The 21,887-nt window shown below is 44.1% G+C and carries 14 protein-coding genes and 1 pseudogene; 8 read left to right on the top strand and 7 right to left on the bottom strand.

What is annotated here, in order from left to right:
* Positions 1-43: 43 nt before the first annotated feature.
* Positions 44-1,285 (top strand): SH3 domain-containing protein, encoded by a 1,242-nt coding sequence (locus BJP37_RS02490; protein WP_075896209.1) that lies wholly within the window; start codon positions 44-46, stop codon positions 1,283-1,285.
* A 218-nt stretch (positions 1,286-1,503) separates the two neighbouring features.
* On the opposite strand, the gene BJP37_RS02495 is transcribed toward BJP37_RS02490, so the two are convergent.
* Entirely contained in the window at positions 1,504-2,490 is a 987-nt protein-coding gene (locus BJP37_RS02495; protein WP_075896211.1) for an aldo/keto reductase, read from the bottom strand.
* Here BJP37_RS02495 and BJP37_RS38260 point away from each other — a divergent pair.
* Both BJP37_RS38260 and BJP37_RS44190 read left to right on the top strand, forming a co-directional pair.
* A complete protein-coding gene (locus BJP37_RS38260; protein ID WP_158069367.1) occupies positions 2,489-2,635 on the top strand; it encodes a hypothetical protein in 147 nt (48 codons plus the stop codon). The genes BJP37_RS02495 and BJP37_RS38260 overlap by 2 nt on opposite strands.
* A 1,448-nt stretch (positions 2,636-4,083) precedes the next feature.
* Positions 4,084-4,206 (top strand): annotated as a pseudogene (locus tag BJP37_RS44190) (ACT domain-containing protein); the annotation flags it as partial.
* A gap of 232 nt (positions 4,207-4,438) precedes the next feature.
* On the opposite strand, the gene BJP37_RS02505 reads toward BJP37_RS44190, so the two are convergent.
* The 3 genes from BJP37_RS02505 to BJP37_RS02515 form a co-directional block, all read right to left on the bottom strand.
* A complete protein-coding gene (locus BJP37_RS02505; protein WP_075896215.1) occupies positions 4,439-6,664 on the bottom strand; it encodes an NHLP family bacteriocin export ABC transporter peptidase/permease/ATPase subunit in 2,226 nt (741 codons plus the stop codon).
* A gap of 90 nt (positions 6,665-6,754) precedes the next feature.
* The gene (locus tag BJP37_RS02510) at positions 6,755-6,946 is read right to left on the bottom strand and encodes a hypothetical protein (protein ID WP_075896217.1); all 192 of its coding nucleotides are present in this window, start codon (positions 6,944-6,946) and stop codon (positions 6,755-6,757) included.
* Positions 6,947-7,069: 123 nt separating this feature from the next.
* Entirely contained in the window at positions 7,070-8,683 is a 1,614-nt protein-coding gene (locus tag BJP37_RS02515) for an NHLP bacteriocin system secretion protein (RefSeq protein WP_075896219.1), read from the bottom strand.
* A 309-nt stretch (positions 8,684-8,992) separates the two neighbouring features.
* Between BJP37_RS02515 and BJP37_RS02520 the strand changes: the two genes are divergently transcribed.
* Complete coding sequence (locus BJP37_RS02520; RefSeq protein WP_075896221.1) at positions 8,993-9,814, top strand: SirB1 family protein; 822 nt, start codon at positions 8,993-8,995, stop codon at positions 9,812-9,814.
* A 49-nt stretch (positions 9,815-9,863) separates the two neighbouring features.
* Here BJP37_RS02520 and BJP37_RS02525 read toward each other — a convergent pair whose 3' ends face one another.
* The gene (locus tag BJP37_RS02525) at positions 9,864-10,328 is read right to left on the bottom strand and encodes an SRPBCC family protein (RefSeq protein ID WP_075896223.1); all 465 of its coding nucleotides are present in this window, start codon (positions 10,326-10,328) and stop codon (positions 9,864-9,866) included.
* A gap of 972 nt (positions 10,329-11,300) precedes the next feature.
* On the opposite strand from BJP37_RS02525, the gene BJP37_RS02530 reads away from it, so the two are divergent.
* Complete coding sequence (locus BJP37_RS02530) at positions 11,301-12,920, top strand: mechanosensitive ion channel (protein ID WP_075896225.1); 1,620 nt, start codon at positions 11,301-11,303, stop codon at positions 12,918-12,920.
* A 128-nt stretch (positions 12,921-13,048) separates the two neighbouring features.
* Here BJP37_RS02530 and BJP37_RS02535 read toward each other — a convergent pair whose 3' ends face one another.
* A complete protein-coding gene (locus BJP37_RS02535; RefSeq protein ID WP_075896227.1) occupies positions 13,049-14,542 on the bottom strand; it encodes a GTP-binding protein in 1,494 nt (497 codons plus the stop codon).
* A gap of 214 nt (positions 14,543-14,756) precedes the next feature.
* On the opposite strand from BJP37_RS02535, the gene BJP37_RS02540 reads away from it, so the two are divergent.
* From BJP37_RS02540 to BJP37_RS02550, 3 genes are all read left to right on the top strand, one after another.
* Entirely contained in the window at positions 14,757-15,032 is a 276-nt protein-coding gene (locus BJP37_RS02540; RefSeq protein ID WP_075896229.1) for a hypothetical protein, read from the top strand.
* A gap of 78 nt (positions 15,033-15,110) precedes the next feature.
* On the top strand, positions 15,111-16,472 hold the full coding sequence (locus tag BJP37_RS02545; protein ID WP_075896231.1) for a P-loop NTPase fold protein: 1,362 nt from the start codon (positions 15,111-15,113) through the stop codon (positions 16,470-16,472).
* Positions 16,418-21,622, top strand: a complete 5,205-nt coding sequence (locus BJP37_RS02550; RefSeq protein ID WP_075896233.1) for a WD40 domain-containing protein — start codon at positions 16,418-16,420, stop codon at positions 21,620-21,622. The genes BJP37_RS02545 and BJP37_RS02550 overlap by 55 nt, the downstream gene beginning before the upstream one ends.
* Here the strand turns inward: BJP37_RS02550 and BJP37_RS38265 are convergent, their stop codons facing one another.
* Positions 21,623-21,781 (bottom strand): hypothetical protein, encoded by a 159-nt coding sequence (locus tag BJP37_RS38265; protein ID WP_158069368.1) that lies wholly within the window; start codon positions 21,779-21,781, stop codon positions 21,623-21,625.
* Between the last annotated feature and the right edge of the window lie 106 nt (positions 21,782-21,887).

Here is a 21,887-nt window from a genome sequence, read left to right on the forward strand (position 1 = left end):
AATAAAGCCATTCCACTTTGATAGTGAATAATCAATCCAACATATGATCAGAAAGATTAGTGGTTGGCGAAAATTACTAGTGGTGTGCATCTCTGTGGCGCTAGCTTTTACAGCTTTTCCTGCGCCATCTTATGCTACTAGTCCTGCGATCGCTCAATTTACCCCATCGTCTCGTTTAGAAAACATCTCATTTGAGAACCAAGCAAAATTTCAACTAGCTGCGGCTACAGACAAATGCCGCAAAGTAGTGACTAGAGGCAGTGATCTCAATGTCCGCAGTGGACCCGGTAGCAATTACCGGATTATCGGTTTAGTCAAAAACGGGTCTGAGGTTACCCTTGAGCAAATAGTAAACCAAGACTGGGCAAAAATTTCTTCTCCCTTGTCAGGTTATATTTCTCAGCGGTATCTCCAATCCTGTCCACCACCACCTAAGCAGGAATGTCGAATAGTTTCTACCAATACTGGCAGGGGTCTGAATGTACGTCAGAGTCCTGGTGGTAAGATTATTGGTGACTTGGACAATGGCGCTCAAATCACTATCGTCAATAGCAGTACTAATGGTTGGGTACAGGTTGTCTCTCCCCAAAAGGGTTATGTTTCCGACCGGTATCTTAAACCTTGTCCACCACCTCCTCCCAAAGAAGAATGTCGTCTAGTATCGACTAATGGTAACCCGCTAAATGTGCGTGCGACCCCTGGTGGTACGATTGTCGGTGTTCTAGAAAATGGTACTAAAATCACTATCAAGGGTACTAGCACTGATGGTTGGGTACCGATTGTTTCTCCCCGAGAAGGTTATGTGTCTGAGCGGTATCTTCAACCCTGTCCCACTGTCAAAAAAGAGTGTGGTACAGTTACCACTACTGGTAGTGATCTGATAGTGCGTTCAACCCCTGGTGGTCCAAGTATCGGTACATTAAAAAATGGTACCGAGGTCAAGATTGAGAGTATACGTGCAGATGGCTGGCTGAAGATTTCAGAACCCATAATCGGTTATGTGTCTGGCAAGTATGTTAAAATAAAACCTTGTCCAACACCACCACCATCTGAAGAGGATTGTCGGCAAGTTTCAGCACCACAGGGTTTAAATGTCCGCAAAGCACCGTCAAATGATGGCGAGATTATTGGAATTATCGCTGATGGTTCTAAGGTAACGATTGTTAATCGTGGTAGTAATGGCTGGGTTCCTATTTCTGCGCCCTTACAAGGTTATGTTACTGGCAAGTATCTGATCTATTGTCCTGAGTATAAGCCAGAAGAGCCGTCAGCACCAGTAGGTTAAGCCTTAAATCTAGCAGAAGTCAGAAGTCAGAAGTCAGAAGTCAGAAGTCAAACTCTTGCGCTTACTTAGGTTTGAGACTTTTGTCATATCCTAACTGCCCTGGCGACTGCTATATCTCGCAGCATTGTTGATAGGCGATTCAGCTAAGATTGTAGGGTGCGTCAATGACGCACCCTAGTGCTGATCTGTAGGTATCCAGGGTATACGTTGCTACAGTTTTAGGTCCACCGCCGGAAAAATGTACTGTCTTGCCAAGCAGAAGCTGTGCGTGCTTCAATAGCAGTCATTTGTGCTGAACTTAAGGATTGAAATGCTTGGGCTACTTTAAAATTAGATTCTAATTGCTTGACGGATTCGGCAGCAATAATACAACAATGTACTCCCTCTAAAGACAATACATAACCCATGGCTTGCTCCATTCCATCTAACACACCATTTTTGAATAACTTGCCATAAGCTGGAACTTTCATAGCAATCACTCCTACATTTTTCTCTCGCGCCACTGGTAAAACAGTTTTAGCAAAAGGACGAGGATGGTGAACATCTGCCGCATTCAGAGAAATTAAGGTTGTATCAAAGGGATAGCGCCGCAACCCCTCTGCAATCACATCCGGTTCATGGTGTCCGGTAATGCCTAAATATTTGACAATTCCTTGTTCTTTTGCTTCTTCAAAGGCTTTGATAGCGCCATTGGAACTAAAAATCTGATCTAACGTTTGGTGAAAAGACACGTGATGTAATTGCCATAAATCGATAGAATCAGTTTGAAGGCGTTTAAGCGATCGCTCTAACTCTCGCCAAGCCCCATCTCGATCTCGTTGTGCTGTTTTTGTTGCTAAAAATAGATTAGAGCGATAAGGGGGTAATACCTTACCCATATAGTTTTCGCTGGGGCCATAACTAGCTGCCGTATCAAAATAACGAATTCCAAACTGTAATGCTGCTTCAATTTGGGCGACGGCATCAGCTTCTCGATTCATCTTCGACAAAGGGGTTTGTCCTGCACCTCCCAACCCAAAGATTGGAACCTTAACCCCCGTTTTACCTAACACTCGTTCTGGCATTGTAGCTGCTGTTGGCAGTTGAATAGCTGCTTTTGCTGACAGTTGAGACTGCTGTTTATGCCATGCTGCACTTCCCACAATACCACCCGCAGCAGCAACACTGGTCACGATAAACTTACGTCGAGTTGTTTTGCGTGTCATGGCTAGCCTATTCTACAGTAGCTTTGCTCATATTTTAGCGTGGTTTCTGCAAGGTAAGCATTTAGCTGAATGCTTAGGTATTAACGTTACGGAAATTACCTTGATGTTGAGTCTAGACGAATCAGATATTATCTTCTATAAGTAGTCGGACATAAATAAACGGTACTGTCTCAAAAACTGTCAAAGCCTTGTAACCTTTACACCAAAAGGTTTTGTCGATATTTGCAAAACTTTATATAGCACCCAAAACTTTTGTCCGACTACTTAATGGTTATTTATCTATTAGATTCATTCAAAATAATTGTTAGTTCATAAGTTAAAATAAATTTACCCACTGCAACACTACTTTTATCTTGTCCCGATCAACAAGGGCTTGGGGAGCATGTCAAATTCGAAGAACAAATGTACTAAAATAACTCATGATTCCTGCTCAAGCCCCGAAAACACTCTAGTTCAAGCGTTTCTAGTTCAAGTGTTCTTACAAAATTGACCTGCTTCCGGATTGAACGCTTAGCAGCTTTGTTTCCTTAACCGATATTATTTGAGAGTCGTCGCCGTTACTTACAAAGATTCCTCAAACTCCCTCAACTGAGTGTAACTTTACTATGGTTTCCAATTATTAAACATCTAATTCAGACTCATTGCCCTCAATCTAAACGTCTATTTATTGCTCTTGATAGAACTCAATGGAAGCAATACAACTTATTTATGGTCAGCGTAATTTGGTCGAAACGAGCTTGGCCGATTTATTACAAGGGGCTACCTTTTATGCACTGGACTATGGGGTTATTTTTCTCATCATAAGAGACTCTTAGCCGAATCGAAGAAGCTGGACTATCCTCGCAATACACGACCACTTTTAGAACGAATGCCTGAGGCCAGGCAAAGCTCATTGAAGTGGCTCTCGGGTGAGAGTTCGTATAAAGGTCTAGTCGCCCCCCGCCGATATTAACCCTGAAGACATCTAAGTACTCGAACTCCCCTACAGCAAGGCTAATGGGGCCATCATCGTCCGGGGGATTAGACACCCAATGAACTCGAACTGGATCAAAGTCATCTGTCTCTTCTTTCCCTGCACACCAGCTCACGACTTTTCCTGTGCATCCTTTTGCAATATTACTCCCCCGGTTACGGACTCGAACCCGAACAAAAACACTTGACTCCCATGTCTCGATAATTTGAGCGTGCTTTTTAAAAGGACTCTTGTCTTCATACGTAACCTCAAGCTTTGGACGCCGCCTACTCCATTGCAAACTCAGAAGCGATAAAAAGAGCGCAATTACCGAGGTAATTGTTCTGATATCATCCATACGCTTAGTACTCAGACGGTGTTTGTCTTAGACTATTGTGCCACTCTTTAATTCCTACAAGGGTGATCGCCTTAAATTCCCCAAAAAAAACCAACCAGGGGGCATTCCCACAGCAGGATTAAACTTACTCCTCAACCATAACTTAGAAAATAACGGAACATGGTCTATGCAAAAGAGAGCATGTCAAATTCGCAGAACAAATGTACTAAAATAACTCATAATTCCTGCTCAAGTCCCGAAAACACTCTAGTTCAAGCGTTTGTAGTTCAAGTATTCTTACAAAATTGACCTGCTCCCAGGGCTTGTGGCTAAGATTACGAACTTTATTTATTCCAATGGTGGAAATATTATCCACGCCGATCAACATACAGATTTTGCCACTGGAATCTTTTTAACCCGAATTGAATAGATGACCATTTTTGAATTCAAAATACAAAAGACAAAATTCAAAATGAATAGCTTTATAATGTAAGCTATCAGCTAATGCGCTACAGATGGTGCTACTTGAGGTGCTATCAGCTAATGCTTAGATGGGCAAATCCCCAGACTTTCAATTCAATAAAATCTCGAACTCTTAAATTTTCCCAAATGAGGTTTATTTTAAGCTGACTGCTGACAGCGGTAGGCTGAATGCTTAGCTAATAACTAGAACTAATCAACTGCCCATAAACTCCCCCTTGCTGCCACAATTCCTCATGGGTACCCCGTTGCACCACCTTACCCCGCTCCAGAACAATAATCTCATCACAATCTCGAATCGTACTCAATCGGTGGGCTACAATAATACAAGAAATACCCCGACGCCTGAGATTCTGGTCAATAATCGTTTCCGTTGACCCATCCAAGGCACTAGTTGCCTCATCCATCACTAAAATCGCTGGGTCATTAACCAACGCTCTAGCAATTTCCAGACGTTGACGCTGACCCCCACTTAAATTTCCAGCTCCTTCCATCAGTTGGGCTTCATATCCCCCAGGTAGTGCCTGAATCACCTCGTGAATTGCCGCATCCTGACAAGAGCGCATTATCTCAGACAGGGGTACCGTCTTATCCCACAAGGTCAGATTATCCCGTACTGTCCCCCCAAACAGAAAAATTTCCTGTTCCACCATTGCTAAGGAATTCGTCAACACCGACCTGGGAATCTGCTCTTTTGGAATGGCATCAAATAGAATCTGCCCTGACCAAGGTTGGTATAAACCAGTTACTATCTTTGCTATGGTAGACTTCCCCGAACCACTACCCCCTACTAGCGCTACCCTTTGACCAGGTTTCAGGGTCAGATTAAAGTTCTCAATTAACGGTCGATCTATCCGGGAATAGCCAAAGGTAATATTGCGTAATTCTACATGACCTTGAAGGCAGACCTGGAGAGTGGGAAATGAATCAGATTCTGCTTGATCTCGCCTTCGACCTGCCACTGGATCTTGGGGTCGGTTAGGGGAATGAGCTGTTTGAGCTAACCCTTCGGTCAACTGGGGGTCAATCGGGTTGCCCAATACATCATCCAAGCGATTGAGGTCACCATCGAGTTCCTGGAGAGTACTGCCAAACCTGACTAACTGGTTGACAGGCTTCTGAAAACTGTTCATCAAGCTTTGAAAAGCCACTAACATCCCAATACTGAGAGATCCTTCCATTACCCTTAGACCCCCAACTGCCAAAATTAGCATAGAGGTTAAGGAGGTTAGCAGAGGCGGTAAAACCCCTAAAACCTGGTTTGCTACTTCCAGTTTCTGCTGACCATTAACCGCTTTAGCATAGTAACCGGACCACCTGGCAAAGAAATCCGACTCTGTTGCCGATGCCTTGACACTTTCTATGCCCTGTAGTCCAGCGATCGCTACCCCAGCTGCCTTACCCCGGTCTAGGGCTAATTGCATATAGCTGTCCACCCGCTTACGAGCCAGCCATTGTAAGGTCAAGACATTTACCAAGGCAAAAACTATAGCAATTACAGTGAGTACCCCATCATAGGCAAACATCACCAGGGCATAAAAGATTACCATTACCGAATTAATCACTGTTGTTGCCAACTGACCCGAAAGCACGTCAGCCACTTTGTCATTTAGCTTAACCCGATTACTAATTTCTCCAGCAAACCGCTGGGCATAAAATCTTGCTGGTAATCGCAGGATGTGCCAGAGAAATTGGCTGGACATTCCTACGGATAACTTAATTTTTAGTTGTCTCAAATACCGCAATTGTAACAGGGTCAACACCCCCTGCAGGAGCACCGTAATTGCCATGGCTAAAATCAAGGGACGTAGCCAATCAGTGCGACTTTCGACTAACACATTATCTACAAAAATTTGATTAAAGACGGGAATAACTAAGCCAGGGAAAACTAATAAAAATCCTACTATTATACAGTATGTAATTGCAGGAATAGACCCTTTTAGTCGTAACCATAGCGCGAATGTAACACTGGGTTTTTGACCCCCTTTTTTAAACTCTGGTCCTGGTTCAATTACCAGCACTACCCCCGTGTAAGCCTGATCAAATTCCTCGCTGGTTACCCGTCTTGGACCAGCAGCTGGATCATTGAGAAAGACGATTTTTTTACTAAATCCTTCTACTACTAGGAAATGATTAAAATTCCAAAACACAATAAACGGAGGATGCAATTTTTTAAGGTTAGCCAGGGATTTTTTATAACCCTTGGCTTGCATTCCATAACGCCTAGCAGCTTTAACCAAATTAGATGCTTTAGAGCCATCGCGGGACACACCACAACTAACCCTAAGTTCCTCTAACGGCACAATCCGACCATAGTAACTCAGAATAATTCCTAGAGCAGCGGCACCACATTCTACTGCTTCCATTTGCAATAGAGTGGGGGTTTTGATTCGTTTTTGTTTCATTGTTTACTGTTGAAAGTTGAAAGTTGAAGGTGGGTTTGTTGTTCGCGTAGCGTGGCCAAAGGCCAAGGTTGAATGTTGTTTGTTGAAGGGTTAAGGGTAGGTTGAAAGTTGAAAGTTGAAGGTGGGTTTGTTGTTCGCGTAGCGTGGCCAAAGGCCAAGGTTGAATGTTGTTTGTTGAAGGGTTAAGGGTAGATTGTTCGCGTAGCGTGGCCAATAGGCCAAGGTTTGTTTGTTGTTCGCCTTTGGAGTTCGGTGAAGGGTAGGTTTTTTGGTTATTCGCATTTGGCTAATAACCTTGGCCAAAGGCCAGGCTACGCGAACAAACTTTCAACTTTCAACTTTAAACTTTCAACTTTAAACCTTCAACCTTCAACTTTCAACTTTCAACATTAAACCTTTAAACCTTCAATAAATCCCACTCCATTCCCGCAAAATCGGCAAGACAAAGCTAATCGGCACACGCTCTTTTACTCTCACCCTAGCGGTGGTAGTAGTTCCGGCAGAAATTTTCAAGTCTGGACCATCGGAAGATGACCATTGGTAGCCACTAAACGTGGTATTATTTGGTTCTAATTGAGCGTAGACTTCTATCATTGCTCCCCCCTGACCAATCAGATTATCTACTACTTCTGGATTCCCCACTACACTAGCTGCTCCCTCACGAGTTACAGGATAGGGTGAAACTGAAGTAATTTTGCCCACAATGCCACCAAATCGTTGTCGCTTGACTGTATCCGGTGTAATTTGAATCAGCATTCCCGGTTGAATCTTTTTCCCGTCCTTGACCGAGAAATAGGTAATGCCCTCCATGCCATCACTTTGTCCCTTAACTGTCATGGTGCCGAGCTGGGTTCCGGGTTGAACCACTTGTCCCCTAACAGCAGCAATTTCGACAACGCACCCAGCGTAAGGACTCAGAATTTTACTCTTGTCTGCCAGTTGCTTTTCCAGTCGAGCAATTTCTAGCTTCACGTCCTGAATCTGATTGCTTCGTTGATTAGAACTTTCCAAATTCTGTTGGTCTAAACGTTTTTCCTTGGTATCCAACTCTTGTAACTGTGCTCTGATTTGGGATATGGTATTAAGATTATCCAAATATTTTTGTTGCGCCTCAGTTTCTCGAACACTGAGTTCCTCTAACTTTACTTGAATCTCACTAATCGTACTGAGATTCTGTACGTATGTGCCTTCTGTTTCAGTTTCACTAACATCCAGTTGCTTCAACTGTGCTTCCAGCTCCGAGATACTCTGCACGGCTTGGCGATACTCTTGTTCCGCTTGTAAAACAGCATCTTCGGCAATTCCCCCTACCGCCGACAGTTCCTGACGCTTTTGCCATCTCCGTTTGAAAACTGGGACTTGAGCTATAAGATCCCTGAGCCGTTGTTCTAAGCTTTGGCGCTGCTGTGCGATCGCTTTCAATCCCTTATCCTGTAATACTGGAGTCAGAGCCATGGCATCCCGCAGCTGTTGGTTTAGACTTTGACGCTGTCGAGCGATCGCAGTAAAGTTTTTCTCTTTTAGTACAGGAGTCAGAGCCATGGCATCTTGCAACCGTTGCTGTAAGCTAGCTCGCTGCTTTGCGATCGCATCCGTTTCCAGTTGGGTTAGCTGAGTTGAAATTAAATTGCTATCTCTATCCTGTACCTGCAATTGACTTAGTTTCCTCCGTTGCAGCTGTAACTGCTTTTTGAGTTCAGATGGGTCAATGGTTGCCAGTACATCATTTTTCTCAAAGCATTGCCCCTCCCCGACATTTAGAGAGTCCAACTGTCCAGATATAGTGGACTGAAACTGTACTAGCCGCCGGGGACGGATTAGTACTCCTTGACCGGTGACAGTGATGGGAATCCGTCCAAAAATACTCCAAATCACAGCCAAAAACACCAAACCCCCCAAAGCCGCTAAAGGTAGCCAATCCCTAGGATTAACCACTTGCATCAACTGATCCAGCCGTTCTGGGGAAGATAGCCGTTCAAGTGATTCTTGGCGAAACAGACTTTTCTTGTTCTTGAACATCTTTAGAACAATTTTTGGAGTTACATAGCAATTCTATTTAAATTGTCAACACTGATAGTTATATGAAATATAAAAAATAATACTATACTAGTATATATCAATTGTAAAGGAAACAAGCAACTAAAATAACAACGAACGAAATTCGGATTTTTATCATAACACTAAAAAATTATCAGATATCTTTACACTGTCCCCTATTCCCTATTCCCTATTCCCTATTCCCTATTCCCTATTCCCTTTTTCTATCAATCTTATGTTTACCTATCAAATAAAAATACTATATACTCAAAGTAGCTGACGGAATTTTAGATGGACTTTAACTCAGGGCGTCAAGGGTTTTACACAGAAATAAATCAGCCAGATGACCAAATTCATTTGGCAAAAGCAGCGCTTTATATAGCTCAGGAGGAATACCCGGATCTGGCTATTGATGATTACCTCAATGCCTTAGATGTGATGGCATCTGAAGTAGAAGAGCGCTTGCCAAAGGAACGCTATCCTCTCCGAGTAATTAAAACTCTTAATCAGTATTTATATGATGACCTAGGATATTCGGGTAATAGGAGTGATTACTACGATCCCGGTAATAGTTTCCTCAATCAGGTAATTGATCGGCGCACAGGTATTCCGATTACTCTTTCCGTGGTTTACCTGGAAGTCGCTCGACGCCTTGATTTTCCCATGGTTGGTATTGGGATGCCAGGGCATTTCCTAATTCGCCCACAGTTTGAGCAGGTGGGTATCTTTGTGGATTCTTTCGATGGCGGTGAGATTTTATTTCAACAAGACTGCGAGGAACGACTAACCCAAATTTATGGTCATCCGGTAACCCTACAACCACGTTTCCTAGCACCGGTTAGTAATCGGCAGCTGTTGGCACGGATGCTCATGAATCTTAAATTAATTTATCTCAATCGCCACGACTTACCTAGAGCGCTAGCCGCAGTTGAGCGCATGTTGTTATTGTTTCCTAATACACCGGTAGAACTGCGGGATCGGGGGCTGATTTACTCCGAGTTGGGATATTTATCACAAGCATGCCAGGATTTGGAACATTATTTGGAAATCCTTCCCCAAGCTGAGGATGCTGATATCATTCGTCGGTTACTTGAACAGATTGCAAATAGGTAAAGACTTCTATGGATGGGCTTGATTAACCCTAATCCATAATCCCTAATCCCTAATGACTACACTCACGTCGGTAAATCTCCTCTGCTACTAACTTAAGGCGTCTGAGTTGGGCTTTCATATCATTCTGAGTCCATTGGGCAGCAAAGCTGTTGAATCCCCAGCTAACGATGGGGTTGGGAATTTCAAATTCAAAACGGTTGACCAAACGGGTGCCTTGTTCAGCTGGCTGACACTCCCAGCGGTCTCGTCCTTTGAAAAAACCCTGGAACTGCCAAACCACTAACCCTGGCTTGCGGTCGATAACCACACTCTTGAGAGTGGGCTGCAACCAGGGAATGTTAATAATAAACCGCGAGCGACTCCCGACATCAGTACTCCACTGCCCCACTGATTCACAACGCAAAATCGGGTTGAGCCAGCGATGCATTAAGCTCTGGTCAGTGATACAGCGCTCGACAATGGTGGCGCTCGCATTAATTTTAATGGATTGTTCAAAAAATTGGGCGTTTTGCATGTAAAATTTCGACATTATTGGACTATCTTGATTACGGTGGCAGCTAGCCACACTACCAGACCACTAGAGTTGTGAGGAGGAAAAATTAATCAAGACTTGATTTTTGTACATCAATTGGCTCTAAATATAAGGGTTACGTCTTGAGTGACTGACAAACCTACCAAAAAATCTTTCAGCTCCCGAGTGTCCGACGTCACATCGGGGGAAATGACGATTCAACACTCCATCAAGTTACCCAGCCTAATTTAGGGAGTAAGACCCCCTAAGCTAACTAGTTGACTGCGTCGGCAACTATGGGTAAATTCTATCAGCACTCCTGGGTCAAGATTTGTCAGTTAGGCAAGATTAAGCCACATCTGTGGAAAATTTGAGGAGTAAAACGTTCTCCATGAACATCTCAACCTTTACTTTTAAATATTATCGTCGTACCTTCTGCTCAAGGTTATTTTCAGTCAGCACCCTCCTCTGAAGAGACCAGGCTTAGATCGCCTCCCTTCAGGTAGCTGACCAGCCTAAGACCTTGACCGAAGGGGTTGCCCTTCTGGTATTGCGTCTACGTTGTTGGCAAGTGTTAAAGTTCCTACCTTGGGGTACTTTGCCCGCTCCAAGCTCTAGAACCGAGTCGTTAAACACTTAGACCAGGGGTAAGACAGTGCGGTTCGGAAAGTACCGACCAACAACGTTGGCCAGGCAAACCTTACCTTGTGCAGAATCGGCGATTCCGGCTTGAACTGGAAAGCACAACAACTGCACCTCTTGTTGTCCAGCTCTTTTTGGGACAGCAGCCTATAGCGCCGCGTCGCGGTTCCTGATCGGGTCACCAGACGCGCAGCTTTACCGCTGCCAAACTTATCTAGTTGAGACGATAATACCGTGCTCCTCACCAGACCAAAGTAGTCACAAGGAACTTAAGGAACTTAAGAAACTTAGGGTTGCCTGTGACATTGGACAATTTAATTAAGAACAAAGACTATGAATGGAACTTCGGAAGGTATCTTCCAAATTGTAGGAGTTGGTGTGCAGCCATCGGCACACCTGGTTTTAGCCCAGACAGGATTTACCGCATTAGACCAAGTTTTGGCAGATGGGGGAACCACCTTACTGAATGTGGTTAAAGCGATCGCAATCTTAGTCATTGGTCTTATCCTGGCTAAGATTGCTGCTGGTATTACCAAAGCAGTAATGAATCGCACCAATATTGACAACAACATTGCTCAGTGGGCTACTGGCGGCCAGCCAGGAACCCAGCCTCCTCCAATTGAGCAATGGTTATCCGGGGCGGTTTTCTGGATTATCATCGTTTTCACGGTAGTGGCGGTTCTAGAAACCCTCAAGCTAGATACGGTTTCTGGACCCCTGAATAGTTTTCTAGACACCATCCTTGGCTTCCTGCCCAGTGTCTTTGGTGCGGCGATTCTCTTGGGCGTTGCCTGGTTACTGGGAACTATCGTCAAGATGATAGTAGTCAGGACGCTCAATGCATTGAATATCGATCAGCGCTTGGGTGAACAAGTCGGGGATCGTGGCACTAGTCAGTTCTCTGTGGCTCAAACCATTGGCAATTCCCTGTACTACTTAATCTTCCTACTGTTTCTGCCATCGGTCTTAGAGACCCTAGGCTTACAGGGAACTCTCGATCCAGTACTAAGTATGCTGGGTGAGATTTGGGGGATTGTACCCAATATTGGCGCAGCCATAGCAATTGGTGCTATTGGTTGGTTTATTGCTCAACTTGTGCAACGTCTTGTCACTAGTTTTTTGACAGCAGCAGGTGCGAATCAGATCGGGGAGCGGTTTGGACTCAGTACCTCTGGTGGCCGCTCCCTAGCCGGGATTATCGGTACGATTGTCTATGTACTGATTTTGATTCCCGTTGCTACCGCTGCCCTTAATGCCTTGCAGATCCAGGCCATCTCTGGACCTTCGATCGCAATGTTAAGCCAGGTGACTAATACCATCCCCAAACTCTTTGCTGCGGCTGGTATTCTGGCAGTTTTCTACGTAATCGGACAGTTTGTTAGTGATCTGGCCACCAACGTCCTGACAGACCTTGGCTTCAACAATCTATTCAGCTGGCTAGGTTTTTCTGTCAGCGCTCCTAGCACCACTGATCAAACAGCAGAATCAGAGACACCACAGAACCCACTTACCAGTCGCACCCCTTCTGAGCTAGCGGGACTGCTTGTACTGATCGGTATCATGATCGCTGGTATTGTGGCAGCAACGGATGTGTTACAGATTCCCGCCTTAACTGACATTGTTGGTGGGGTCGGTTTCATTGGTGCTCGGGTGCTGTCCGGGTTAGTAGTCCTTGCTATCGGTCTGTTCCTAGCTAATTTTGCTTTCAACTTGATTACTGGCTCCGGCGCTCGCCAATCCAATATCCTGGCACAAGTAGCTAGGATTTCGATTATTGCCTTTTCTTTAGCCCTAGGTCTACAACAAATGGGCATTGCCCCTGATATTGTGAACTTAGCCTTTGGTTTACTCTTAGGCGCAATCGCGGTTGCGATCGCATTAGCCTTCGGTCTCGGAGGTCGCGATGTTGCTGGTGAGCAAGTTAGAGAATGGCTAGATTCTTTCAAAAAGTAAGTCCAAGTTATTCCCGTAGCGTGGCCTATTGGCCAAGGTTGTTCGCCCTTTTTGAATTAAGAATTAAGAATGTAGAATGTAGAATTCTTAATTCTTAATTCTACATTCTGCATTCTGACAGACAACCTTCAACCTTGAACTTTTGATAATCTTGCCCTCAATTCTCCTTTAATGCGATGGAGAATTGAGGTTTCGTCTAAAGAGGAGAGAATTCGTCTAACAACGGCTTTTGGTCCATCTTCTCCCCAGGATGCGCCATTAGCTAAATAGGTTTTGGTAATTTGTCCAATACCATAACCAGAAACTCCAGCAACACTAGCTTGGGTGATGGCAACCGACATATATGGCGCTAGGGAAACCCCACCGGTGACAGGGGCAGAAATTCCTAAAATACTTTTTAAGCTACTCAATCCCAAGTTAGCCAAGAGTTCACTAGCACCAATACCGCCCATACTCATAGCAATTTTTTGTAATAATTGAATAGCTCCCTGCTCAGTCATAGCAATACCATAGAGACGGGATAACGTAAGAATCATTACCACATCAACTACAGTAGCGGTGAGGATATCCACAACAGTAACTGGATTCAGAGCAATCACAAATGCTTTAGTTATCACTGCTTTCCAGATAATTTGATTAGCACTGTCATCCCGAATCTTCATTTTTCGGTTGACCAAGTTTTCATTCAACTCATCAGCGTAAAGCATGGTGTTAAGAGCAACAAGGGATTTCCCTTCCCGATGTAAAATCTCCAGAATTTTTAGTTTCAAATCTTCAATTTGGGGTTTCCCTCGGCGGCGCTTGACCTGAATGCTGCCATTAGGCGATCGCACTGCTACAGATACCAAAGGTGAAGCAGCAACCATCACAATTTCTGCTGGTGAAAGCAACTGCTTGACCCGTTCATCCCGAATTTTTCTGTAAATTGCCATGCGATCAGCATCGGGATATTGGTCAATCTTGTTGAACACCAGTAACATCGGTTTACCACTAGCTCTTAACTGAGATAGAGCTTGGTACTCTACCTTAGTCATATCACCAGCAATAATAAACAACAGTAAATCTGCCTGTTTAGCCACCTCTAGGGCTAAGGCTTCCCGAGTTTCCCCATCTACTTCATCAATCCCTGGGGTATCGATTAGCTGAATTTGGGAATTACCAATACTGGGTAGGGCAACCTGTAGAATATCCTGTTGGCTATGGGTTGGACTATGGGTTTCTTGACTAGAGGTTTGACTAGGGCTTTGATTATGGGGCTGCCAATGGGCAGTTTGAGCATTCTGGGTCACCCCATGTAGGGCACCAGTTTCAAATACAGGTTGACCGACTAAGGCATTGAGTACAGAGGATTTCCCCCGTCCCACCATGCCAAAGGCAGCAATTTGGATACAGGTATTTTCCAGCTTCTCAAGCAGATTGCCCAAGTCTTGGATTTGAGCATCTAAACCAGCTTTTTCTCTACGGGATAGGTCAAGGTTAGCTACCAGATCCTTGAGCGAGTCTTGTGCCTGTTTGTAGTTCAGTTCTGCCTGGATTTGCTCAAAACCTGAAATTGCGCTATCTAAATCCTGGTCAAGATCTAGAGAGTTAACAGAGTCAGACTCAGGCCAGAATTCGGTCAAAACGGCACCTCCTGCTTAGGATACTTCTGCTTTCGATCCTAGAGCATCAGTTCAGGAATCACTTTTGAGAAATCACCCGTCATAGAGTTAAATGCTTCACAGCTTACATCCATTATTCATCCCTTGCGACTTCCTGATTCCAACCCACAGCTGTAGAAGATTTAATCATTGCTTTACACCATTGGTTCGATGGAAACCATAGGAGAGATATGAGATGATCAGCCAATTATTAAGTGTTAGTCTAACCTTGCCGATGCTACTGAACTTAGGTCAGAGTCTCACGGATACCCAAATACTAAATTATGGTAAAGTTAGCAATAATAAACCAACATGGACAAATTTTCAGGGTAAACTCGATAGTCAAAACCCACCGTCGTTATCCTTGGCCAGCCGGGATGAAACAAAAGACGAAGAACAAAAATGTGAGTGGCTAGACATATGTTCAGAATTTAGGGGGGCATCTTTATTGGTTAGCGAAACCCTTTTATAAAAGGTAAGTTAGGTGCTACACAAACGTGGTAATTAGCATTGTCCTGCGACTAAATCAGGTAAGGAAAATTACGCTATAATGGTACTAGATCTGCCAAGATTCTACAAAGCTTGTAATCCCAGCAAGCCCCTGAGCATGGGAGATGTCAATGATAGAAAATACTATATTGATTTTTCCCCAGTTAGAGGAAATAAAATTATTGAGTCCCTCAAGCGAACCATCACCCTAATTTCTCCAGATGAGCCGACTTGTCAGCTGTTTACAGGGCATATTGGCTGTGGTAAATCCACAGAATTACTTAGACTAAAAGCTGAGTTAGAGCAACAGAAATTTCATGTGGTTTATTTTGAGTCGTCTCAAGATTTAGACATGGCTGATGTTGATCTAAGCGATATTTTGCTGAGTATAGCTGGTCAAGTCAGTGAAAGTCTGGAGAAAATTAAAATTAATATAAAACCAGGCTATTTTGTCAATCTTTTTACAGAAATTACCGATTTTTTGCGGACACCAATTGAATTAGGTGCTGAAGCAGAATTGTCGGTAGGCATTGGCAAAATAACGGCTAAAACTAAGGAAAGTCCTAAACTGCGGCGTCGATTGCGGGAATACCTGGAACCTCGCACGAGTGGAATCTTAGACTCGATTAATGAAGAACTACTAAGACCTGCCACTGCTACCCTGAAGAAAAAGGGCAAAGCGGGACTAGTGGTGATTGTGGATAATCTGGATCGGGTGGATATTCGCCCCTTACCCTCTGGGCGATCGCAACCAGAATACTTATTCATTGACCGGGGTGAACAGTTACGCCGACTCAATTGCCATATTGTTTACACAATTCCCTTGGCGTTAACTTTCTCCAATGAGTGCGAAACCCTGAAGAATCGCTTAGGTGGTGGACTCACTCCTAAAATATTACCGATGGTGCCAGTTAAACTGCGCACAGGTAAAGAGTTTCCCGATGGCATGGCCTTGCTACGAGAAATGGTACTGGTTAGAGCTTTCCCCAATCAAACTACTGAGGAACGATTTGCTTTGCTCCCGGAGGTATTTGATAATATAGAAACTTTAAACCGCCTGTGCCGAATTAGTGGTGGTCATGTGCGCAACTTGCTAGGATTGTTGTTTGATTGTCTTAGGCAAGAAAACCCACCGATTCCCAGTGAGTGTTTAGAAAATGTGATTCTCGAACGTCGCGATTATCTGATCTCATCAATTACTGATGAGGAGTGGGAATTGCTGTTTCAGGTGGTGCAACAGCAAAAAGTCAGGGGTGATACGGAATACCAAACTCTATTGCGCAGTATGTTTGTCTTTGAATACCGCGATCGCGATGGAAATTGGTTTGGTATAAATCCAGCATTAGAAGAGGCACCGCAGTTTAAGTCATGGTTGAAACAAAATCACCAGCAGACGCTGCCCAATACAACGATAGTACATTAAAGGCTCTCTCTAGAGCGATCGCATTTTCACAAGGGGAATTTTCCCTTGTGATCGTGCGATGTAACTACCAGGGTTTGCAACAACAGATGCTGCAACGCCTCAAAGCACTGTGTCAGCCCCAATACCAGATTACAGAGTTTATCATACCGCCATCGGCTACCACCCTTTACACCACCATCCAAAACTACGAACATAGGGAATTGGGACGTGGAGAGGACAAGGGGATAGGCAGATGCGAGCACAGGGAGAGTTCTAGCCCCATCAACCCTTCATCCCCTGACTCTCTTACCTCCTCGCCCCCTCATTCCGCATTACTGATTGTTGGTTTAGAGTCAGTGGTTGCCCTTGAGGAATTACTTACCTCTACTAATCAAGTCCGGGATGAGTTTCGTAAACGCCTAACCTTTCCTCTAATATTGTGGGTTAATGACCAAGTACTCCAAAAACTGATGCGGTTGGCACCAGATTTTGGCAGTTGGGCAGCCACTCCCCTAAAGTTTGAACTGACCACCACAGAGTTAGTCAATTTTCTCGGACAAAAGGCTCAAATGGTATTTGCCTGTCTATTGAACTCTGGAGAGCCTTCCCCCTCAAGCACCCAAGAGATCCCAAATCCTAACCTCCAACCAACCAACATTCAACCAAGCAACATTCAACATTCCAACCTTCAACCAAGCAACCTTCAACCAACCAACCTTCAACCAACCAACCTTCAACCAAGCAACCTTCAACCAACCAACCAACCTTCAACCAACCTTCAACATTCCAACCTTCAACCTCCCAACCTCCAACCTCCCAACCTCCAACCAACCAACCCCGATATTTGTATTACCTATTCCAGGAACTCAGCACTGCAAAACCAACGTCGATTTGAACTGGATTTTGCCCTAAAAGATTTACACAGTCGTGGCATTACCTTGGACAAGGAATTAGACGCTAGTCTAGAATTTGTTTTGGGTCTAGATGACTATAGAAGCGATCGCATAAATCTAGCCAAGAAGCGGTTTCGTAAAAGCTTAAAAGTTTGGCAGCAAACGGATAACTTAGAACGGCAGGGGTTATTATTATTTTATCTTGGTTTGTGTTACTGTCGCCAAGCTGACCAAAATCAAGCGCATAAACAGCGCTATTGGGAAGAAGCTTGGCCGTATCTGCATCAATCTATGGGAATTTTCACCCAAGCGGGGCGTCACGATCTGGTGGCTATTTTTATTAGTAAGCTAGCTGAACTGCTGCAGCATCTACAAGCATGGTCATTCTTACAAACCACCTCTCAACAGGCTCTGTCGCTTCATGAAACCTATGGGACTCAGGTACAACTAGCCCAAGATTACGGCTTTCTGGCAGAAGTAGCCCTTGAGCAATCCCGATGGGACGATGCTGGTCAATTGGCGGAGAAAGCTCTATTAATTTTGGTTGTTGCTGCTGATGATCAGCCCCATGACCAAGGCTTGCATCCATTGCTATTAGCCCAGCTCTATCGACTATTTTTGGTAAAATCCCAAGGAAAGCAGGGAAATTTAGCAGAAGCGGTCAAGCAGCTGGAAAAAGCGAGTCATAAACTGGCAGATGCCATAGAATCCAGCAATTATCGCTATGAGCCTCAGCGTTACCTGCATCTGTTGGAACGATTACGTAGCCTTTACTTTGAACAAGGGCAATACCTAGAAGCATTTCGGATTAAACAAGAACAACGGGCAGTGGAGCAGCTGTATGGCTTCCGTGCCTTCATTGGTGCTAGTCGTCTACAGCCACCACGAGGAGCCAACAATCCCAGCTGGCATGGCGTACAGCCACAAGACCTTATTCCCCAGGAAATGGCAGCTTCCGGACGTCAGCGAGATGTAAACCGCTTAATGGAACGGATTACCCGTGCTGATCACAAACTGACAGTTATTCATGGTCAGTCAGGGGTTGGAAAAAGTTCCATTGTCCATGCCGGATTAGTGCCAGCACTCAAAAATAGACCCCTTGGCGATCGCATTGGGTTACCGATTGTGGTGCAAGTTTACACCGATTGGGTGGGGGAACTCCATAAACACTTGGCCGATCAACTATTAGGAAATGGAAATGAAGACCCCTTGCTCAGGGAAAAATTTCTAAACTCTAATGGTAACGCCCTAATTGATTCTGTCCTGGAGCAATTACAACACAACGCCGACAATAACTTATTAACGGTTTTAATTTTTGATCAGTTTGAAGAGTTTTTCTCCGTTTATTCCCATCAATCCCAACGAAAACTGTTTTATTATTTTTTAGTAAATTGTCTTAAGCTACCCTATTTAAAACTAATTTTTTCTATCCGAGATAACGCCTTACATAAATTACTAGAACTAGAACATTATACTTGGGACGTTATAGAAAGTAATATCTTAGATAAAAAGATTCGTTATCCATTAGTAAATTTTTCCTTAGAAGATGCTTATTCAGTTATTCAAAGCTTAACCCATCGGGCTAATTTTTATTTAGAGCCAGCTTTAATTGATGAATTAGTCAGAGAATTAGGAGCTGAAATTGGAGAAGTTCGTCCCATTGAGTTGCAAGTAGTAGGAGCTCAGCTTCAAGCTGAAAATATTACTACCTTAGCTCAGTACCAGCACCTTGGTCCCAAAGCCAAACTAGTGGAGCGGTTTTTAGAAAAAGTTATTAAAGATTGTGGTCCTGAGAATGAAACAGCGGCTTGGCTAGTGTTGTCGTTACTCATTGATGACAATAAAAATCGACCCCTTAAGAATCGCTCGGAGCTAGCCATAGAATCATCCTTAGAAGACCATACATTAGATTTAATATTAGAAATTTTTGAGAAATCAGGATTAGTATTTCTATTACCAGAAGTTACGATCAACCGCTATCAACTGGTTCACGATTACCTGGTAGACGTTATCCGCCAGAAAAAGCAATCGAAACTGCAAGCAGAATTAGAAAATCTGCGCCAGAAAGACAAACAGAGCCAGGATAAAATTGAGCAACTGGTTAAAGAACAAGAACTGCAAAACCAACTGGCTAAAATAACTAAAAAACAAAGGAAAACCGAAGAAAAGCTGAATCGAATTCTCAGGCAACGATTGCGAGAAGCACGTTGGGCAGGAATGGCACTGTTCAGTCTGATGGTGATTACCGGTATACTTGGGGTTCGCTACGCTATCAGTAAAACCAACAACCATTTGAGTGACCTGAGCTACTCCTCAAAAGCTCTAGTTGATGCCAACAGAACCTTAGATGCCCTCATCCTCAGTTTAGAAGCCGCCCAGGAATTGCAGCAATCCCTTGGGGTTAATCCAGAAACCCAGACACGGGTAGTCACTGCTCTACAACAGGCAGTTTATGGGGTCAGAGAACGTAACCGTTTAAAGGGACATCGCGATTGGGTTAGTAGTGTCAGTTTTAGCCCAGATGGTAAGCTGATTGCCTCTGGGAGTCGAGACAAGACTATCAAACTTTGGCGCAAAAACGGTACCTTGCTAAAAACGTTGCGAGGTCATTGGGCTGGAATCCACAGTGTCAGTTTTAGTCAAGATGGTCAGATCATCGCTAGTGGTAGTGAAGACAAAACTGTGAAGCTGTGGCGTAAGGATGGATCCCTGGTAATGACCTTAGATGGGCCAGATGGGCATACCAAAACAGTCCATTGTGTTAGGTTTAGCGCTGATAGCGAAATGATCGCATCGGCTAGTGAGGACAAAACCATCAAACTATGGAGTAAAGATGGTGTTTTACTCCAGACTCTAACCGGTCACAGTGATTCAGTGTTGGGGGTTAGTATTTCTCCCAATGGTCAGTTAATTGCTTCTGCCAGTAAAGACAAAACTATCAAACTTTGGCGCAGTGACGGAACACTGGTGAAAACCTGGCAAGCTCATACACAACCAGTGGTGAGTGTCAGTTTTAGTCCTGATGGCAAGACTATTGCCTCTGCTAGTACAGACAACACTGTCAAACTCTGGCACACTGATGGAGAATTAATTGATACCCTCGAAGGTCATCGTAATTGGGTTCTCGATGTCAGTTTTAGCTCGGATGGTCAGAGGCTAGCTACGGCTAGTGCTGATCACACTATCAAACTCTGGAACAGTGATGGGGAATTAATCGAAACCTTGGCTGGACATAGCGAGATGGTGCTAGATGTCAGTTTTAGTCCGGACAACAAGACTATTGCATCTGCTAGTGCAGACAAAACCATTAGACTCTGGGCCAGTGACGGAGGGATACTGGCACCGATCCGCCATAATCAAACCGTCAGAAGTGTAAGTTTCAGCCCCGATGGTGAAATGATTGCTACTGCTAGTGCCGACAATACCATTCAACTGTTGAGGCTTCAGGATCGTACCATAAAAGCCTTCTCTGCTCATGGTCAAGGGTTGACTGGAATTAGTTTCAGCCCTGATAGCACGATCATGGCTAGCGCTAGTGAAGATAAAACGGTGAAACTCTGGAATTTAGATGGCTCCTTGCTTCATACTCTAGAAGGACACCAGGATCAGGTTTGGGGAGTTAGTTTTAGTCCCGATAGTAAGTTAATTGCTTCTGCTAGTGCTGACAAAACCGTTAAACTCTGGAATTTAGATGGCACCTTGTTCAAGACCTTAGAGGGACACCAGGATAAAGTTTGGGGGGTCAGTTTTAGCCCAGACAGCAAACAGATTGCCTCTGCTAGTAATGATGGCACGGTAAAACTCTGGAATCGTGATGGCAAGTTGCTCAATACCTTGAAAGAGCATAATGATGCTGTCAATTGGGTCAGTTTTAGTCCAGATGGCGAGATGATTGCCTCTGCTAGTAGTGATGGCACCGTAAAACTCTGGAATCGTGATGGCAAGTTGCTCAATACCTTGAAAGGCCATAATGGTGCCGTGAATTGGGTTAGTTTCAGTCCTGATGGAACCTTAATCGCATCTGCGAGTAGTGATACAACAGTTAATCTTTGGAGTCGGGATGGACATTTAATTAATACCTTTAAGGGACACAACGATTCGGTATTTGGAGTTAGTTTTAGTCCCGATAGTAAGTTAATTGCTTCTGCTAGTAAAGACAAAACAATGATTTTGTGGAATTTGGATGTGGATTATTTGCTACGGCGCGGTTGTAGTTGGTTGTACGATTATTGGCACCATAACCGTGAAGGTCAGAGGGATAAGCTTTGTGGATTTTAACTATAAGGGAGTAGGGAGTAGGGAGTAGGGAATCGGGAGTAGGGAATCGGGAATCGGGAATCGGGAATCGGGAATTGGGAATCGGGAATTGGGAATCGGGAATCGGGAGTAGGGAATCGGGAATTGGGAATCGGGAAAAATCCTGGTAGTGGTATACAATTCTTGACTTTAGCTCCCGAAACCTTAACCAGACCAACGCCTACATCACTACATCTTTACCAGTACCATCAAAAAATCAAATCAAAGGAGTTTTTTCCTACTCTTA

The organism is Moorena bouillonii PNG, from assembly GCF_001942495.1.
GTDB classification, from domain to species: domain Bacteria; phylum Cyanobacteriota; class Cyanobacteriia; order Cyanobacteriales; family Coleofasciculaceae; genus Moorena; species Moorena bouillonii.

Coding starts and splice junctions, on each gene's coding strand:
- BJP37_RS02490 (WP_075896209.1), top strand. CDS start 44: ATGATCAGAAAGATTAGTGGTTGGCGAAAATTACTAGTGGTGTGCATC.
- BJP37_RS38260 (WP_158069367.1), top strand. CDS start 2,489: ATGGCTAGCCTATTCTACAGTAGCTTTGCTCATATTTTAGCGTGGTTT.
- BJP37_RS02495 (WP_075896211.1), bottom strand. CDS start 2,490: ATGACACGCAAAACAACTCGACGTAAGTTTATCGTGACCAGTGTTGCT.
- BJP37_RS02505 (WP_075896215.1), bottom strand. CDS start 6,664: ATGAAACAAAAACGAATCAAAACCCCCACTCTATTGCAAATGGAAGCA.
- BJP37_RS02510 (WP_075896217.1), bottom strand. CDS start 6,946: ATGCGAATAACCAAAAAACCTACCCTTCACCGAACTCCAAAGGCGAAC.
- BJP37_RS02515 (WP_075896219.1), bottom strand. CDS start 8,683: ATGTTCAAGAACAAGAAAAGTCTGTTTCGCCAAGAATCACTTGAACGG.
- BJP37_RS02520 (WP_075896221.1), top strand. CDS start 8,993: ATGGACTTTAACTCAGGGCGTCAAGGGTTTTACACAGAAATAAATCAG.
- BJP37_RS02525 (WP_075896223.1), bottom strand. CDS start 10,328: ATGCAAAACGCCCAATTTTTTGAACAATCCATTAAAATTAATGCGAGC.
- BJP37_RS02530 (WP_075896225.1), top strand. CDS start 11,301: ATGAATGGAACTTCGGAAGGTATCTTCCAAATTGTAGGAGTTGGTGTG.
- BJP37_RS02540 (WP_075896229.1), top strand. CDS start 14,757: ATGATCAGCCAATTATTAAGTGTTAGTCTAACCTTGCCGATGCTACTG.
- BJP37_RS02545 (WP_075896231.1), top strand. CDS start 15,111: ATGGTACTAGATCTGCCAAGATTCTACAAAGCTTGTAATCCCAGCAAG.
- BJP37_RS02550 (WP_075896233.1), top strand. CDS start 16,418: ATGGTTGAAACAAAATCACCAGCAGACGCTGCCCAATACAACGATAGT.